16 protein-coding genes are annotated in these 15,987 nt (G+C 53.1%); 8 read left to right on the top strand and 8 right to left on the bottom strand.

Features of this window, described 5'->3' with window-relative positions; genetic code table 11:
• The first annotated feature begins 246 nt into the window (after nucleotides 1–246).
• Both AC1UKS_RS09855 and AC1UKS_RS09850 read left to right on the top strand, forming a co-directional pair.
• Nucleotides 247–1,611, top strand: coding sequence for an L-serine ammonia-lyase (locus tag AC1UKS_RS09855; protein ID WP_053142758.1), 1,365 nt, complete (start codon nucleotides 247–249; stop codon nucleotides 1,609–1,611).
• 258 nt (nucleotides 1,612–1,869) lie between these two features.
• Entirely contained in the window at nucleotides 1,870–3,432 is a 1,563-nt protein-coding gene (locus AC1UKS_RS09850; protein WP_482436678.1) for an EAL domain-containing protein, read from the top strand.
• A 38-nt stretch (nucleotides 3,433–3,470) separates the two neighbouring features.
• Here AC1UKS_RS09850 and AC1UKS_RS09845 read toward each other — a convergent pair whose 3' ends face one another.
• Nucleotides 3,471–5,036, bottom strand: coding sequence for a TerC family protein (locus tag AC1UKS_RS09845; protein WP_013202475.1), 1,566 nt, complete (start codon nucleotides 5,034–5,036; stop codon nucleotides 3,471–3,473).
• A 537-nt stretch (nucleotides 5,037–5,573) separates the two neighbouring features.
• Here AC1UKS_RS09845 and manX point away from each other — a divergent pair.
• From manX to AC1UKS_RS09825, 4 genes are all read left to right on the top strand, one after another.
• Nucleotides 5,574–6,548, top strand: coding sequence for a PTS mannose transporter subunit IIAB (manX, locus tag AC1UKS_RS09840; RefSeq protein ID WP_265910669.1), 975 nt, complete (start codon nucleotides 5,574–5,576; stop codon nucleotides 6,546–6,548).
• A gap of 66 nt (nucleotides 6,549–6,614) precedes the next feature.
• A complete protein-coding gene (locus AC1UKS_RS09835) occupies nucleotides 6,615–7,415 on the top strand; it encodes a PTS mannose/fructose/sorbose transporter subunit IIC (protein ID WP_013202477.1) in 801 nt (266 codons plus the stop codon).
• A 16-nt stretch (nucleotides 7,416–7,431) separates the two neighbouring features.
• On the top strand, nucleotides 7,432–8,295 hold the full coding sequence (locus tag AC1UKS_RS09830) for a PTS mannose transporter subunit IID (RefSeq protein WP_013202478.1): 864 nt from the start codon (nucleotides 7,432–7,434) through the stop codon (nucleotides 8,293–8,295).
• Nucleotides 8,296–8,387: 92 nt separating this feature from the next.
• Entirely contained in the window at nucleotides 8,388–8,846 is a 459-nt protein-coding gene (locus AC1UKS_RS09825; protein ID WP_482436677.1) for a DUF986 family protein, read from the top strand.
• A 15-nt stretch (nucleotides 8,847–8,861) separates the two neighbouring features.
• Here AC1UKS_RS09825 and rlmA read toward each other — a convergent pair whose 3' ends face one another.
• From rlmA to AC1UKS_RS09800, 5 genes are all read right to left on the bottom strand, one after another.
• The gene (gene rlmA, locus AC1UKS_RS09820) at nucleotides 8,862–9,770 is read right to left on the bottom strand and encodes a 23S rRNA (guanine(745)-N(1))-methyltransferase (protein WP_482436676.1); all 909 of its coding nucleotides are present in this window, start codon (nucleotides 9,768–9,770) and stop codon (nucleotides 8,862–8,864) included.
• A 171-nt stretch (nucleotides 9,771–9,941) separates the two neighbouring features.
• Nucleotides 9,942–10,151 (bottom strand): transcription antiterminator/RNA stability regulator CspE, encoded by a 210-nt coding sequence (cspE, locus tag AC1UKS_RS09815; protein WP_001062678.1) that lies wholly within the window; start codon nucleotides 10,149–10,151, stop codon nucleotides 9,942–9,944.
• 38 nt (nucleotides 10,152–10,189) lie between these two features.
• Nucleotides 10,190–10,309 carry a DUF2627 domain-containing protein gene (locus tag AC1UKS_RS09810; RefSeq protein WP_013202481.1) on the bottom strand — a complete coding sequence of 40 codons (120 nt, stop codon included), beginning with the start codon at nucleotides 10,307–10,309 and terminating at the stop codon, nucleotides 10,190–10,192.
• A gap of 538 nt (nucleotides 10,310–10,847) precedes the next feature.
• A complete protein-coding gene (locus AC1UKS_RS09805) occupies nucleotides 10,848–11,852 on the bottom strand; it encodes an MBL fold metallo-hydrolase (protein WP_482436674.1) in 1,005 nt (334 codons plus the stop codon).
• Nucleotides 11,853–11,876: 24 nt separating this feature from the next.
• Nucleotides 11,877–12,146 carry a YebO family protein gene (locus tag AC1UKS_RS09800; RefSeq protein ID WP_482436672.1) on the bottom strand — a complete coding sequence of 90 codons (270 nt, stop codon included), beginning with the start codon at nucleotides 12,144–12,146 and terminating at the stop codon, nucleotides 11,877–11,879.
• 247 nt (nucleotides 12,147–12,393) lie between these two features.
• On the opposite strand from AC1UKS_RS09800, the gene AC1UKS_RS09795 reads away from it, so the two are divergent.
• On the top strand, nucleotides 12,394–12,630 hold the full coding sequence (locus AC1UKS_RS09795) for a YobH family protein (protein WP_482436670.1): 237 nt from the start codon (nucleotides 12,394–12,396) through the stop codon (nucleotides 12,628–12,630).
• Nucleotides 12,631–12,663: 33 nt separating this feature from the next.
• On the opposite strand, the gene kdgR is transcribed toward AC1UKS_RS09795, so the two are convergent.
• Nucleotides 12,664–13,455, bottom strand: coding sequence for a DNA-binding transcriptional regulator KdgR (kdgR, locus tag AC1UKS_RS09790; protein ID WP_482436669.1), 792 nt, complete (start codon nucleotides 13,453–13,455; stop codon nucleotides 12,664–12,666).
• Between the two features lie 194 nt (nucleotides 13,456–13,649).
• Here kdgR and AC1UKS_RS09785 point away from each other — a divergent pair, with 194 nt between their 5' ends.
• On the top strand, nucleotides 13,650–15,026 hold the full coding sequence (locus tag AC1UKS_RS09785; protein WP_482436667.1) for an MFS transporter: 1,377 nt from the start codon (nucleotides 13,650–13,652) through the stop codon (nucleotides 15,024–15,026).
• Nucleotides 15,027–15,084: 58 nt separating this feature from the next.
• On the opposite strand, the gene htpX is transcribed toward AC1UKS_RS09785, so the two are convergent.
• A complete protein-coding gene (gene htpX / locus AC1UKS_RS09780) occupies nucleotides 15,085–15,966 on the bottom strand; it encodes a protease HtpX (protein ID WP_013202487.1) in 882 nt (293 codons plus the stop codon).
• Nucleotides 15,967–15,987: the final 21 nt, after the last annotated feature.

The raw sequence follows: 15,987 nt of genomic DNA, 5'->3' as shown, positions 1-15,987 counted from the left end.
CATAACACGCGGGAATCATTTATATTGCACCGCATTAACACCGCAAGATGTGCGAGCGACAACCAGTCAGTATTTTTGCCCTAGCTGTAGTTGGGCAAATATCAGTCGCAATGCCAACTGAACCGGCTTCTGTCATCACATTTTTGTCTGATAGTGATTAGTTAATTTCATGCGATCATTCGTCTCAAGATGATTACTATTAAAGCAGTATTTTACCGAACTTCAGGCTCAGTTAAGGAGCGTAGTGTGATTAGCGTTTTCGACATGTTTAAAATCGGCATAGGCCCTTCCAGCTCCCACACCGTGGGGCCGATGAAAGCCGGTAAACTGTTTGTCGACGATTTAGTTGCTAACGGCATGTTGGATAGCGTGACGCGCGTTGCCGTGGACGTTTATGGCTCTCTCTCCCTGACCGGCAAAGGTCACCATACTGATATCGCCATTATTATGGGGCTCTCTGGCGCGTCGCCGGAAAGCGTGGATATCGATGGTATTCCCGCATTTATCCGCGATGTCGAACAGCGTCAGCGCTTGCTGCTGGCGAATGGCCGCCATGAAGTCGACTTCCCACGGGAAGGTGGCATGGTGTTCCGCAGCGATAATCTGTCGCTGCATGAAAACGGCATGCGGATCACTGCGCTGGCGGGCGACAATGCCATTTTCAGCAAAACCTATTATTCCATCGGCGGCGGTTTCATCGTTGATGAAGAGCACTTCGGCCAGTCAACGCTGGATGAAGTGACCGTGCCCTATCCGTTCAACTCCGCCAAAGAGATGCTGGATCACTGCCATCATACCGGCCTGTCTCTATCCGGCATGATCATGAAGAACGAGCTGGCGCTGCACAGCCGTGCCGAGATCGAAGCCTATTTCACTGATATCTGGCAGAGCATGCGTGACTGTATCGATCGCGGCCTGAATACCGAGGGCGTGTTACCGGGTCCGCTGCGCGTGCCTCGTCGTGCTTCAGCCCTGCGCCGTCTGCTGGTCTCTTCCGATAAGCTGTCTAAAGACCCGATGAACGTGATCGACTGGGTCAACATGTTTGCGCTGGCGGTAAACGAAGAGAATGCGGCGGGCGGTCGCGTGGTCACCGCACCGACTAACGGTGCCTGTGGCATCGTGCCTGCCGTGCTGGCCTACTACGATCATTTTATTGAACCGGTCAGCCCGGATATCTTTATCCGCTATTTCCTTGCCTGCGGTGCCGTGGGTATCCTGTATAAAATGAACGCCTCCATTTCCGGCGCGGAAGTCGGTTGCCAGGGCGAAGTCGGTGTCGCCTGCTCAATGGCCGCTGCCGGTCTGGCTGAACTGCTGGGCGCCAGCCCGGAGCAGGTTTGCGTGGCGGCCGAAATTGGCATGGAACATAACCTGGGGCTGACCTGTGATCCGGTGGCCGGCCAGGTTCAGGTTCCCTGCATTGAGCGCAATGCCATTGCCTCGGTTAAAGCGATCAACTCTGCGCGTATGGCAATGCGCCGGACCAGTGAAGCCCGCGTGTCATTAGATAAAGTGATTGAAACCATGTATGAAACGGGCAAGGACATGAATGCCAAATACCGTGAAACGTCTCGCGGTGGTCTGGCAATTAAGGTTCAGTGTGACTAATTCCAACCTGCTTCTGCCCCGCTGATTTTCAGTGCCGCCTTTCCGGCGGCACTTTTACCCGTTTCGCTAAATAAATTTCTTTCCCCCGCTATCCGATATTGCCGGAAACAGCTAGAGTGTTCAGGCGAATAAAGCAGGATAAGTGACTGTTTTACTTAATTCTGCTTTTATCACTTCTAAGACTAAACTTAATTTTTCATTTGCCGATAACAACGATTCGGTCTCTTTGTGCGCGTCTTGATCTAAGGGTGGTTACTGATGCAAATGTCCCAGGAAGTTTTCGGACAGTTTCGCCGTAAGCGATTATTAATCGCTGTGGTGGTTGCCGCGTTGGTGCTCATTCTTACGTTGACCTTCCGTTTTATGGAAGAAAAAGGGCGGAATGAGCAGCATTCGCGTACGTTTGCGGACAATGCAATTCAACGTTTCGATCGGCTGTTTTCCCCGCTCGATGTGGCGGCCAACAATACGCTTGGTCTGGTCGGCTTGCCTTGCGAACAGATCCGCTTCCCGCTGATTGAAAAGCTGGCATCGTTACAAACCGTGCGTTCCATTGTGCTGGTGGATAACGACGAGATGTATTGCTCCAGCATCTTTGGCAGAAGTAGTCTCTCCTTTAGTCAGTTCTATCCTGAGTTGGCGGTAAATAACCAGCGGATGATCCTCAGCACCGATGAACACTTGCTGAAGGGATCGCCGATCCTGCTGCTTTGGACGCCCCACGATAACAACAACCGTTCAGGGATCCTGCAAATCATCAATATTGAGATGATGAGCACCTATTTGCTTGAGCCAACGCTGCCATGGGTTGAACGCGCGGTGATCAATGTTGGCGGTAAAAGTCTCGAATACGGTAACCCGATGATTGAAGAGGCCTTACCGTCTGACGATGAAGTCAGCTATGAAAAGACATCTCTGCGCTACCCGTTCTCAATCACCCTCTTCGGTCCGTCGCCGACCCGCCTGGCGTTGTCCACCTTGCCATCCCAGTTACCTCTGGCGCTGCTGTTAAGCCTGTTGATGGGCTATATCGTCTGGCTGGCAACCGCCAATCGTATGAGCCTTTCCTGGCAAATCAGCTACGGCATTACCGCCCGGGAATTTATGGTCTATTGCCAGCCACTGATCAACTCAAAGACCGGCGATTGTGATGGTATAGAGCTGCTGCTGCGCTGGCACAATCCACGTCAGGGCTGGATCCCGCCGGACGTGTTTATTCCGATGGCAGAAAGGCAGAATCTTATCGCGCCCCTGACCCGCTTTGTGCTGCGTGAAATCGTGCGCCATTTGCCGCAGATGCCCAACTGTCCCACGTTCCATATCGCGATAAATGTTGCCGCCAGCCATTTCCATAACCGCGAGATTATTGACGATCTACAAAGCCTGTGGTGGCCAGCCAATCCGGTGCCGCAGCTGGTGGTAGAGCTGACCGAACGTGATTCGCTGCCAGAAATGGATCAGCGCGTGGTTTCCCAGCTGCATAAGATTGGCGTGAAGCTGGCAATTGACGACTTTGGTACCGGACATAGCTCGCTGTCATACCTGAAAACATTGAGCCCGGATGTGCTGAAGATCGATAAAGTCTTCACCGCAGCGATTGGCACCGATGCCATCAATGCGACGGTAACGGATATGGTGATCTCGCTGGCACAGCGTCTGAATATCAGCCTGGTAGCAGAAGGCGTGGAAACGGCTGAACAGGCGGAATATCTGCGGGAGAAAGGCGTGGATGTCTTGCAGGGGTATTTCTATGCGCGTCCGATGCCGTTAGGCGACTTCCCGGAATGGCTGAGCCAACACAAGTTGTCTCTTACAGCCTGAGGGTCAAAGGGGGGATCCTTCCCCCCTGTTCTCAACGATTACTCGTCTTCATCTTCTTCATGACGTTCCCGCGCCCGGGTCACACGCACCAGATCGATACGGTAATCCGTCGCTTCGATAATCTGGAAGCTGACGGGCGGTAACTCAATCACTTCACCGGCAACCGGCAACTGCCCTTTCTGCGCGATCAGCAGACCGGCCAGCGAGGCATGATCGTCTTCCGGATTGACCAGTACCTGGGTGTTCAGCAGCTGTTGCAGCGAGTGCAAATCCGTTCCGCCCTTTACCAGCCAGCCGTCACCGTCAGCAATTATGTCCGGGGTTTCATCTTCATCCGGGAACTCACCGGCAATAGCTTCCAGCACGTCCAGCGGCGTAATCAACCCCTGCACGACGCCAAATTCACTGGTGACCACCACGAAGCTGCCCTTCGCTCTGCGTAACACGCCCAGCAGATTAATCGGGTCCAGCGTTTCCGGCACGATGATTGGCGGCGTGGCGGCAGCGAAGGTTGCCACGTCAATGCCGTGATCCAATGCCACCAGCAGCTCTTTCGCACGCACCACGCCGATAATTTCATCCAGCTCACCACGGCAGACCGGGAACAGGCTGTGCGGCGTATCCAGCAGCTGCATGCGCACTTCGTCCAGCGGACGATTGGCATCAACCCAGGAGATTTCACCCCGCGGCGTCATGATGCTGCGCACCGAGCGCGAGGCCAGCGTCAGCACGCCGTTAATCATGTAGCGCTCTTCATCCTTAAACGCTTCCTGCGGCATGATAGCAGCCACTTCACTGCCTTCCGCACTGACGTTTTCCTGGCCGCGACGGCCGCCCATCAGACGCAGAATCGCTTCTGCCGTGCGCTCACGCATCGGCTTTCTCGCCTGATGACGCATAAAGTTAACCCGCGCAATCTGGTTAAACAGCTCAATCAGGATTGAGAAGCCAATCGCTGCGTACAGGTAACCTTTCGGAATATGGAAACCAAACCCTTCTGCAACCAGGCTCAGACCAATCATCAACAGGAAGCTCAGGCACAGTACCACCACCGTTGGATGCTGATTGACGAAGTTGGTCAGCGGTTTCGAGGCCAGCAGCATTACGCCCATGGCAATCACTACCGCCGTCATCATAATCGCCAGGTTGTTCACCATACCGACCGCGGTGATCACCGCATCAAGCGAGAAAACGGCATCGAGGATCACAATCTGGACCACAACTGCCCAGAAGCTGGCGTAGCCTTTGTTGCCATCCCCTTCATGCTCACGGTTTTCAAGCCGTTCGTGCAGTTCCATCGTGGCTTTGAATAACAGGAATATCCCGCCAGCCAACAGGATCAAATCTCTGCCGGCAAAGCTGAAGTCACCTACACTGAACAGCGGACGGGTCAACGTCACCATCCAGGAAATCAGTGACAGCAAGCCCAGGCGCATGACCAGCGCCAGCGAGAGTCCGATCAACCGGGCCTTGTCACGCTGCTTCGGCGGTAGCTTTTCCGCCAGAATGGCAATAAAGACCAGGTTATCAATACCCAGGACGATTTCGAGCACGACCAGCGTCAGCAGACCGGCCCAGATCGAGGGGTCTAAAAGAAATTCCATTACAGACTCCGGAAACAGGTACGGGAAAGCGCAGCAGGTGTTCGAACGGACACGATGCGGACAGTAACGCAGAGGGGATGAATATTGTCGTCAGAGGACAAGGTAAAACTGGCCGGTTGAACCGGTGAGGTGATTAAGCGACGTCGGTGACAGTCCATAGGGAGGGCTGAGGCCCGTTACTCCTGTGTTGAATAAGGATCACTACTGTAAACAGGCACCTGCACTTCGTCAAAATATTTTATTACATTTACATTCAAAGTCTGCTTTTCGTGCTGCTCTTTTGAGCGATAGCGCTTAAGCGGGTACCCAGCATCTAAATAGCTGAGCACGGTCACATAATTTATTTTTTCGCAGACTAAAATAAATCCCGTCTTAACCATGGGTCAGGTAAAAGCCGCTAACCACTTTAGGGGTTTTGCTCACTCACCAGAATAACAGCACGTTCAATCCACGTTGAGGGTGAAAACCTGAAACCGGATACTCGCGCGGCTCATCTGTGTTACCGGGTCGCTGAAAATTGGATAAGGAGGGTAGCAAGTGACTATTGCTATTGTGATCGGCACGCACGGCTGGGCCGCGGAGCAGCTGATAAAAACAGCTGAAATGCTCCTTGGGGAACAGCAAAACGTTGGGTGGATTGATTTCGTACCCGGCGAAAATGCGGAAACCCTGATTGAGAAATATCAGGCGAGACTGACCGATTTAGACACCAGCAAAGGCGTCCTTTTCCTGGTCGATACCTGGGGAGGCAGTCCGTTTAATGCCGCCAGTCGTATCGTCGTGGATAAAGAGAATTATGAAGTCATTGCCGGGGTCAATATCCCGATGCTGGTCGAAGCCTTTATGGCTCGAGATGACGATCCAAGCTTTGATGAGCTGGTCGCCGTCGCTGTTGAGACCGGCCGCGAAGGCGTCCGGGCGTTAAAAGCGAAAGAGCCTGAACCTGCCGTGGCAGCGCCTGTTGCCGCCACGCCGGTAAAAGCCGCACCGGTGGCGCAGAAACCGATGGGGCCAAATGACTATATGAAGATTGGCCTGGCGAGGATCGATGACCGTCTGATCCACGGACAGGTGGCAACTCGCTGGACCAAAGAAACCAACGTAACCCGTATTATTGTGGTCAGTGACGAAGTTGCTGCCGACCATGTGCGTAAAACACTGCTGACTCAGGTTGCTCCGCCTGGCGTGACTGCCCACGTGGTAGATATCGCAAAAATGATCCGCGTGTGGAATAACCCGAAATATGGCGGCGACCGCGTAATGTTGCTGTTTACCAACCCTACCGATGTAGAACGTCTGGTTGAAGCAGGGGTTAAAATTCCGAGCGTCAATATTGGTGGCATGGCATTCCGTCAGGGTAAAACGCAGGTTAACAATGCCGTTTCCGTTGACGATAAGGATATTGCGGCTTTCAAGAAGCTGAATGAACGTGGCATTGAACTGGAAGTTCGTAAAGTATCCAGTGACCAGCGCCTGAAGATGATGGACCTGATAGCCAAAGTGGCTCAGTAAGTTTCACTTATTATTGCCTGATCTGTCAGGTTTAACTCAGTTCACGAATGTCAGAGGAGAAGTACAATGGAGATAACCACTCTTCAAATTGTGCTGATATTTATTATTGCCTGTATTGCAGGTATGGGATCTATTCTCGATGAATTTCAGTTCCACCGTCCACTTGTGGCGTGTACCTTAATTGGTGCTGTTTTAGGCGATATGAAAACCGGTATTATTATCGGGGGTACGCTGGAAATGATCGCCCTGGGTTGGATGAACATCGGTGCCGCCGTGGCTCCGGATGCCGCCCTCGCCTCTATTATTTCTACCATCCTGGTTATTGCCGGCGGACAAAGCGTAGGTGCCGGTATTGCTCTGGCAATTCCACTGGCCGCTGCGGGTCAGGTACTGACGATTATCGTTCGTACCATTACCGTTGCCTTCCAGCATGCTGCCGATAAAGCCGCCGAAAAAGGGAATCTGACCGCGATTTCCTGGATCCATGTCTCGGCACTGGTTCTGCAGGCGATGCGTATCGCTATCCCGGCCATCATCGTTGCAGTGTCAGTGGGCACCAGCGTCGTTCAGGGTCTGCTTGAATCGATCCCGGATGTGGTGACCAACGGCCTGAATATCGCCGGTGGTATGATCGTTGTCGTCGGTTATGCGATGGTGATCAACATGATGCGTGCGGGCTATCTGATGCCTTTCTTCTATCTCGGTTTCGTTACCGCGGCCTTCACCAACTTTAACCTGGTCGCGCTGGGTGTGATTGGTGTGGTGATGGCGGTGCTGTATATCCAGCTGGCACCGAAATATAACCGCGTGGCGGGTGGTCAGGCTTCCGGGCCAGTGACCAACGACCTTGATAACGAATTAGATTAGGGAAAGGGTGAGTAAAATGGTTGATACCACTACAACTACAACGACCTCAGCTCCGCTGAAAAAACTGACGCCAGGCGATGTGCGTGGTGTATTCCTGCGCTCTAACCTGTTCCAGGGTTCGTGGAACTTCGAACGTATGCAGGCGCTGGGTTTCTGTTACTCCATGGTTCCGGTGATCCGTCGCCTTTATCCTGAGAATAACGACGACCGTAAACAGGCAATCAAACGTCACCTGGAATTCTTCAACACCCACCCTTACGTTGCTGCACCGGTTCTGGGTGTGACCATGGCGATGGAAGAGCAGCGTGCGAACGGTGCCCCTATCGATGACGCCGCAATTAACGGCATCAAAGTGGGTCTGATGGGTCCTCTGGCTGGCGTAGGTGACCCGATTTTCTGGGGTACGGTGCGTCCGGTATTCGCGGCACTGGGTGCCGGTATTGCCATGAGCGGCAGCCTGCTGGGTCCATTGCTGTTCTTCGTGCTGTTTAACGTGGTGCGTTTGCTGGTGCGTTATTACGGCGTGGCGTATGGCTACCGTAAAGGTGTCGATATCGTTAGCGATATGGGCGGCGGCTTCCTGCAGAAACTGACCGAGGGGGCATCGATCCTGGGCCTGTTTGTGATGGGGGCGCTGGTCAACAAGTGGACGCACGTAAACGTACCGCTTGTTGTCTCGCGCATTACCGATCAGACCGGTAAAACCACCGTTACAACCGTGCAGTCGATTCTCGATCAGCTGATGCCGGGCTTAATCCCGTTATTACTGACCTTCGGCTGTATGTGGCTGCTGCGTCGTAAAGTGAACGCGCTGTGGATTATCATCGGCTTCTTCGTGATTGGGATTTTCGGCTACTGGATCGGGCTGTTAGGTCTGTAAGGTTTGCAGCCGGGGGAAACCCCGGCTTTTCAGAGACCAGCCGGCATCGCTTAGCCTGAACGATGCCGGCTGTTCTTTTAGGGGAAGATAAGATGTTACTCACTGATTACGTCATCGTGTTGTTTATCGCACTGTTTCTGGCTTATGCGATCTACGATGAATTCATAATGAACCGGCTGAAGGGCCCGACACAATTAAAGGTGCTGCTAAAGCGCCGCAACAAGCTCGATAGCCTGATTTTTGTTGGGCTGGTGGCTATTCTGATTTATCAGAACGTCAACAATCAGGGCCCGAGGATCACCACCACACTGCTGATGGCGTTGGCTTTCCTGTCGGTTTATCTGTTCTGGATCCGCCTGCCTAAGCTGCTGTTCAAACCCGAAGGGTTTTACTACGCCAATATCTTTATCGACTATCGGCGGATCAAAGCGATGAATCTGTCTGAAGACGGCATCCTGGTGATCGAACTTGAAAACCGTCGGTTGCTGATCCACGTCAGAAAACTGGATGACCTGGAAAGCATTTATCACTATATGGTGCAACAGCAGTAGCCACAGGGCTGCTGCTTACGACACGCCCTCACCCTCGGTATCGTCGTCAGTGGCTGGAGCCTCGACGACGGCTTCCTCAGCGGATGCCAGCGGCGCCACCGCCTCAACGCTCTTGCGCTGCCACAGTCGCAGAGTAAAGTCGGTTTCACAGTCAAACTGCGTGGTGGTAGCCAGCACGCCCCACACTTCCGGACGGGCACGCCAGGCAAACGGCGTCATCTGCAACAGAGCGCCGGACTCCTCGCTAGTCAGCTGCATTGGATAATTCAGTGAGTGCTGTTCGACCAGCTCAAAACCGGCCATCTCTTCTGGCGTCTCGTCATGTAACTTCACGTCCTGATAAATTAACGCCTTAAACTGGATCAGATGACGCGGGCCAGGGGTAACGGTCAGCACGTAGCCGCTCTCTTTCACCACGCGCGCCAGCTCTTCAGCTTTACACGGGGCATATATTCGCAGCACGACATCAAATTGCTGTCTGGCAAAAGGCAGACGGTGGCTGGAGGCGACGCAAAAGTCTACGTTGTGATAACGCCTGGCACCAAAGCGTACCGCCACTTTAGAGACGTCGAGGCCGAACACCGTACTCTCTCCTCTCGCCTGCAGCCTGCTGGCGACAGCATGGGTGTAGTAGCCCTCACCACAGCCAATATCTAATACTGACGATGAGTGCACAGGCAGGATCCGTTCGAAGATTTCGCACACCTTTTCCTGCAACGGCTGATAATGCCCGGCATCGAGAAACTCGCGGCGGGCCAGCATCATATCGGCACTGTCACCGGGCTGCTTAGAACGCTTGTGTTGTACCGGCAACAGGTTGATGTAGCCCTCCTTCGCCCGATCAAACTGGTGCTGATTTTCGCAGCGCAAACCCGTTGCCAGCGGCAGCAGGGGCAGATGACAAAGGGGGCAAAGGTAAGACATAACAACTCTCCATAAACGGTCCGGGCGGCAGTTTACCGGAAAGTGACGTTCAGCGGCAGACCTTATTGGCCGCAGAATGGAAAAAGCTCTGCCATTGCTGGCAGAGCTTTTGCATTCAGATTCGTGCCTGGATTACGCGCCACGCGGGCTGTAGCAGGCTCAGATCGAAAATTAGATAGCGGTGACGTTCACAGCAGCAGGGCCTTTCTGGCCGTCCTGAATTTCGAACTCAACGTTCTGGCCTTCAGCCAGAGTTTTGAAGCCATTACCCTGGATTGCAGAGAAGTGTACGAACACGTCTTTGCTGCCGTCTGCAGGGGTGATGAAACCAAAACCTTTAGACTCGTTGAACCACTTAACCTGACCTTTAATCTTTGCCATTTTGCAAATTCCTTAGAGTGTTTATTCGCCCGTGGGCTTTACGTACAGAAAAACCAGAAAAAGTTACTGCATGAGGCACGATATAAAAGCTCGGCAAGGAAGTGGTATTCAACGTCAACGTCTTTACTCAAAACTTCTTTACTGAAGATGCCATACATAAACAGAACTGTACCTCGTTTTACCCAAAAGCGTTATCACATATTCGTTTATTAATGGCAAGTCATTTTTAAACGGTGATAGAGATGTCGCACACTATTGAAACGGCTTAGGCACATATTGCACATTACGTATGGAGAGCTGAAACGTTTAACGCGAAACCTGTTAACCCCGGGTCTCATTCATGCTCAAAACATAGGGGTGTATCATAGCCTGCCGCTTTGCTTAAGTCTATTACCTATACCGCTATAGTGCAGAGTATAAGCTGAATTGATTGCATAAATGTGGCATAGCTTACTCAAAATTCTTCATTATCCTGATACGGTCAGAGGATAAACGTTTGGATGATCAACGGATGCAAAAAGAAGCTATTGGTACAATATGAATTTTAATTGCACCAAAATCAGGAAACTGTATTCCCGCCTGCCCCATTTAAACGCATCTTGTGGCATCAATTAATTGCCGGTCGTACCATCAGTCTATTTGCTTTATTAGACGCTGCTCTCATTTTAGCCAAATGTTAAATTAACCGTTTTAGGATTAATCCTGGGCAATATTATTCAGTGACTTTTTCGCACCTATTCGCCATGCCTGGAAGCGACTTTCATCCAATCCTGCTGCGCGCATCGCCTCTGACAGCACAATCGGCGGCTCATCCAGGGATTCGTCAGCCAGTTCAAAAACACCCCAGTGAATGGGGATGCTCAGCGGTGCGCCAAGTGATTGGTGCAGGGAAACGGCATGTTGGGGATCCATATGTTGACCGCGCATGAACCATTTTGGTGCATACGCGCCGACCGGTAAGGCGGCCAGATTGAACGGCCCCAGCCTGCGCGGGATTTCCAAAAGGTTTTCACTGTAGCCGCTGTCTCCGGTAAACCAGAAATTCAGTTCACCGGCCTGGATCACCCAACCGCACCATAATGAGCGATTGCGATCCCACGGCGTACGCATGCTCCAGTGACGCGCAGGCACAGCATGAACAGACATTCCCGCGACCTCTTTATTGCCCCACCAGTCGAGGGGCGTGACGTTCACCGCGCCCGACCTCTTAAACCAGCGTTCAAGCCCTAATGGCACCACAAATTCAACCTGCGGAAAACGCTTCAGGATTTTTTTGACGGTAGGCCTGTCGAGATGATCGTAATGGCTGTGAGAAATCAGCACGCAGTCCAGTGCAGGCAAATCGTCAATCTCGAGTGCCGTGGGGGTTTTACGTTCCGGGCCGAAGAAACTGACCGGAGAGGCTCTGCGCGATAATACCGGATCAATCAGCGTGTAGCGGCTGTTAACGCGCAACAACAGGCAGGCATGACCCAGCCACCAGATGGCATCGTCAATCCCCGTCAGGTCAGCGCGCTGCCACCAGCGTTGGGTGAAATGGTCGTAACCTTTAGCCGGCGGGAAAGGTAATCCCGCCGCCTTGCGATGTTTACGCCAGCGCTTCAGATCGCCATTCTGACGCAGCTCAGGCTCGGGATTGCGGAATCCGTCAGGCGTATGGTGCGATTTATCAGCATCGTACCAGGGATTTTTCCAGGCCATAGTCACGCTTCCTTGAGTGAATACTTAACGTTCAGGGATCAGTCGGGTGAAATCTTTGTTATCCGACTCGGTGCTGGCCGCTTTCTCTTTCCCGGCGACCGAATCGGTCAAACGGCGTAATAACACATTCTGACGCTTCTGCTCTTCCAGCAGGGCCTCAAGTAACTGGATCTGCTGGCTGGCCTTGACGCTGGCGCGATTGACAAAAAACCATGCAATCAGCCCGACGATCACCAGCGCTACGCTAAACCCCATCGATGCCAAGCCCATCGCGCCATTTGTTATTTCGTTCATACATGCCTCAAAAATGCGGGTGTTACTGCAATACTGACTGATGCAGACCTGCGAAGATTCTACCAGGTCAGACGCGAATTGATAGCCAGCTCACACAAATTTAAGAACCTTCGCGCAGTCGTTGTCCCAGGCTGTGTGTATCCTCAGCGCTAAGTACGTACAGGCTCGCACCTTACTGCTATGATAAACGCTGGCAGCGAGGTGGAAACGCCAGGATTGCTGTCTGACAAACAATAAAGGGGAATACATGAGATTTTTAATTCGCATCGTTGCGCTGCTGGTCATTATCTGGCTTGCCCTGTTAGTCACCGGTTACGGTGTTCTGACCGGAAGCACCAAAAATGTGGCTGGGTTGGGATTACAGTGTCAGTACATGACCGCGCGCGGCATGGTGACCGCACAGTACCTGCACACTGACAGCGGTGTTGTCGGCGTGACTGATTGCCCGTTGCTGAAGAAAAGCACCGAAGTCGTCGATAACTGAGTGAGTAAGGGCCAGAGAACTCTGGCCCTTTTGTCAGAACGGGTAGTCGTGAAAGCCCATCTGCTCTGAAAGCCGTTTTGCAGCACGATGCAGCATCGCCACATAGCTGCTTTTCTCTTCCTCAGAGAAACGAATGGTCGGGAAAGAGATACTCAGCCCGGCAATCACCACGCCAAAACGGTCAAAGACCGGTACCGCGATACACCGCAGCCCCTCTTCCTGCTCTTCATTATCTTCCCCAAACCCCTGCGACCGGACTTTCTCCAGCACCGGCAGAAGCGCTTCGGTGCTGCCGACCGTTCTCGGCGTGCTGCGGTTATAGATCACATCGGCCATGATGTCTTTCACTTCAGAGACGTCACGCCAGGCAAGTAGCACCTTGCCGATAGCCGTGCTGTATAACGGATTTCGGCGGCCAATGCGCGAATACATCCGCAGGTTATACAGGGAGTCAATTTTGTGAATATAGACAATGCTGTCTTCTTCCAGCGCGCCAAGATGGATGGTTTCTTTGGTCTGGCGAGAAATGTCACGCATCTGGATGTCCGCGCTACGGATCAAGTCGACATTTTGCAGCGCCTTGGCGCCCAGTTCGAACAGCTTTAAGGTCAGCGTATATTTTTCTGACTCGCCTTCCTGATCAACATAACCGAGGGATTTCATCGTTTGCAGAAAACGGTAAACGGTACTCTTCGACATCATTACGCGCTGTGAAAGCTCGGTAATGCCATGCTCACGATCCTCGCCCAGTGCCTGCAGGATACCGAAAACCTTCAACACCGATGAGACTGAATCCGGCTGTTTATCAACATCGCCATTCGCCATGACAGGACCTTATTTTTGTTTTATAAAAAATGGAACAGTATTTCTAGTATACGTTTTGCGGCCTGGCAGGTGCAATGCTCAGCGGGTAAATTGCCCTGACATATCTGCTGATAGTTTTCGCCGCGTAACAACCTGGAATAGTCAGTGAAAAATCATTAGCATAATGATATTCACTCTTCTGACTAATTTGGTCCATGCCGCAAACAACTCAACCCGACGGATTACCCATCCCGCAGCGCTACGGCGCGATAATGGCGATTGCCTTAGGCATCACCGTTGCTGTGCTTGATGGTGCCATTGCCAACGTGGCACTGCCGACCATCGCCCGCGAGCTGCACGCCAGCCCGGCAGAATCCATCTGGATTGTTAACGCCTATCAGCTGGCCATTATCATCTCGCTGCTGTCCCTGTCGTTCCTCGGCGATATTTTGGGCTACCGCCGTATCTATCAGGCCGGTCTGGTGCTGTTCACCTGCACCTCGCTGTTTTGCGCCCTTTCCAGTTCGCTGGAAATGCTGACGTTTGCCCGCGTTTTACAGGGCTTTGGTGGCGCCGCGTTAATGAGCGTCAACACCGCGTTGATTCGGATAATCTATCCGCAGCGCTTCCTCGGGCGCGGAATGGGCATCAACTCGCTGATCGTGGCCGTATCCACCGCTGCAGGACCCACCGTGGCGGCCGCGGTGCTTTCAGTTGCCTCGTGGAAATGGTTGTTCCTGATCAACGTGCCGGTCGGCCTGGCGGCGCTTTATCTCGCCTTCCGCTTCTTGCCGGATAATACGCAGAAATCGAAAGAGCAGCGCTTTGATATTCCCAGCGCAATTATGAATGCCCTGACCTTTGGCCTGTTGATTTCGGCTTTAAGCGGCTTCGCGCAGGGACAAAGTGGCAAGCTGGTCCTGACCGAGCTGGTGGCGCTGGTCATCGTGGGCTTTGTGTTTATTCGTCGTCAGTTGAAAATGCCCTTCCCACTATTGCCGGTTGATTTGCTGCGCATTCCCATCTTCTCGTTGTCGCTGGGCACCTCAGTCTGCTCTTTCTGCGCCCAGATGCTGGCGATGGTCTCACTGCCCTTCTTTATGCAAACCGTGTTACACCGTGGCGAAGTGGCCACCGGACTGTTACTGACTCCCTGGCCACTGGCTACTATGGTGATGGCTCCCATTGCTGGCCGACTGATTGAGCGTTATCACGCCGGTCTGCTGGGAGCGATTGGTCTGGCGATGTTCGCCAGCGGTCTGTTCTCGCTGGCGCTGCTGCCTGACTCTCCGTCAGATCTGAATATCATCTGGCGCATGGCGCTGTGCGGTGCAGGTTTTGGCTTATTCCAGTCACCGAATAATCACACGATTATTACTTCCGCTCCGCGTAACCGTAGCGGTGGCGCCAGCGGCATGCTGGGCACCGCACGCTTGCTAGGCCAGACCAGTGGTGCAGCGCTGGTCGCGCTGATGTTCAACCTGTTTGGTGGTCACGGTACCCATGCCTCTTTATTACTGGCTGGCAGCTTCGCAACGCTGGCTACCGTGGTGAGTGCGATGCGAATGACGCAGCCCGGCACCCCTAGCTGAGTGCTTTTCAGGCATAAAAAAACCGGGCAATGCCCGGTTTTTTCATTTCAGCTGTCGGTTATTTCAGGTACTGACCGCTGCGCAGCGCTTCAATGCGCTTATCCAGCGGTGGGTGAGACATAAACAGCTCACTCAGTGACTTCGACTTACCGTTGATGCAGAAGGCCATCATGGTGCTGGCTTCCTGCGGTTCATAGCTGGTTTTCAGACGTTGCAAGGCTGCAATCATCTTCTCACGACCAACCAGTCGCGCAGAGCCGGCATCGGCATGGTACTCACGGTGACGCGAGAACCACATGGTGATGATGCTGGCCACGATACCGAAGACCAGCTCCAGCACCATCGACACGGCGAAGTAGACCATTGGGTTGCCGTTATTGCCTTCGCCTTCATCACGGTTGCCGGACAGGAAGCCTGCGGCAACCTGCGCCAGAATGCGCGATATAAAGATTACGAAGGTGTTCACCACACCCTGAATCAGCGTCATGGTAACCATATCACCGTTAGCGATGTGGCTGATCTCGTGAGCCAGCACCGCTTCGGCTTCGTCACGGCTCATGTTCTGCAACAGGCCGGTAGAGACCGCCACCAGTGACGCATCACGACGGGCACCCGTCGCAAAGGCGTTGATATCCGGCGCATGATAGATAGCCACCTGCGGCATGGCGATACCCGCCTGCTGTGCCTGCTGAGCAATGGTCTGCATCAACCAGCGCTCGGTCTCATTGCGCGGTTGCTCAATAACCTCACCACCGACGGATCGCAACGCCATCCACTTCGACATCAGCAGTGAGACAAACGCACCGCCGAAGCCAAACAGACCCGCCATGATCATCAGGCCCTGTACACTGCTTGACTGGATCCCTGTCAGGCTGAGGATCAGCCCAAAGACCAACATAACGCCCAGGTTGGTCAGCAGGAAAAGCGCAATACGCATCATAGAATTTCATCTTCCTCAGTT

This window comes from Erwinia sp. AK-PDG3-5 (assembly GCF_056821705.1).
The sequence above is the reverse complement of the archived record's forward strand: the minus strand, read 5'-3'. Positions and strand labels throughout refer to the sequence as shown.

Coding starts and splice junctions, on each gene's coding strand:
- cspE (WP_001062678.1), bottom strand. CDS start 10,151: ATGGCAAAGATTAAAGGTCAGGTTAAGTGGTTCAACGAGTCTAAAGGT.
- AC1UKS_RS09795 (WP_482436670.1), top strand. CDS start 12,394: ATGAGATTTTTAATTCGCATCGTTGCGCTGCTGGTCATTATCTGGCTT.
- htpX (WP_013202487.1), bottom strand. CDS start 15,966: ATGATGCGTATTGCGCTTTTCCTGCTGACCAACCTGGGCGTTATGTTG.
- AC1UKS_RS09785 (WP_482436667.1), top strand. CDS start 13,650: ATGCCGCAAACAACTCAACCCGACGGATTACCCATCCCGCAGCGCTAC.
- AC1UKS_RS09850 (WP_482436678.1), top strand. CDS start 1,870: ATGCAAATGTCCCAGGAAGTTTTCGGACAGTTTCGCCGTAAGCGATTA.
- AC1UKS_RS09845 (WP_013202475.1), bottom strand. CDS start 5,036: ATGGAATTTCTTTTAGACCCCTCGATCTGGGCCGGTCTGCTGACGCTG.
- AC1UKS_RS09800 (WP_482436672.1), bottom strand. CDS start 12,146: ATGAACGAAATAACAAATGGCGCGATGGGCTTGGCATCGATGGGGTTT.
- AC1UKS_RS09825 (WP_482436677.1), top strand. CDS start 8,388: ATGTTACTCACTGATTACGTCATCGTGTTGTTTATCGCACTGTTTCTG.
- rlmA (WP_482436676.1), bottom strand. CDS start 9,770: ATGTCTTACCTTTGCCCCCTTTGTCATCTGCCCCTGCTGCCGCTGGCA.
- AC1UKS_RS09810 (WP_013202481.1), bottom strand. CDS start 10,309: ATGTATGGCATCTTCAGTAAAGAAGTTTTGAGTAAAGACGTTGACGTT.
- AC1UKS_RS09835 (WP_013202477.1), top strand. CDS start 6,615: ATGGAGATAACCACTCTTCAAATTGTGCTGATATTTATTATTGCCTGT.
- kdgR (WP_482436669.1), bottom strand. CDS start 13,455: ATGGCGAATGGCGATGTTGATAAACAGCCGGATTCAGTCTCATCGGTG.
- AC1UKS_RS09830 (WP_013202478.1), top strand. CDS start 7,432: ATGGTTGATACCACTACAACTACAACGACCTCAGCTCCGCTGAAAAAA.
- AC1UKS_RS09805 (WP_482436674.1), bottom strand. CDS start 11,852: ATGGCCTGGAAAAATCCCTGGTACGATGCTGATAAATCGCACCATACG.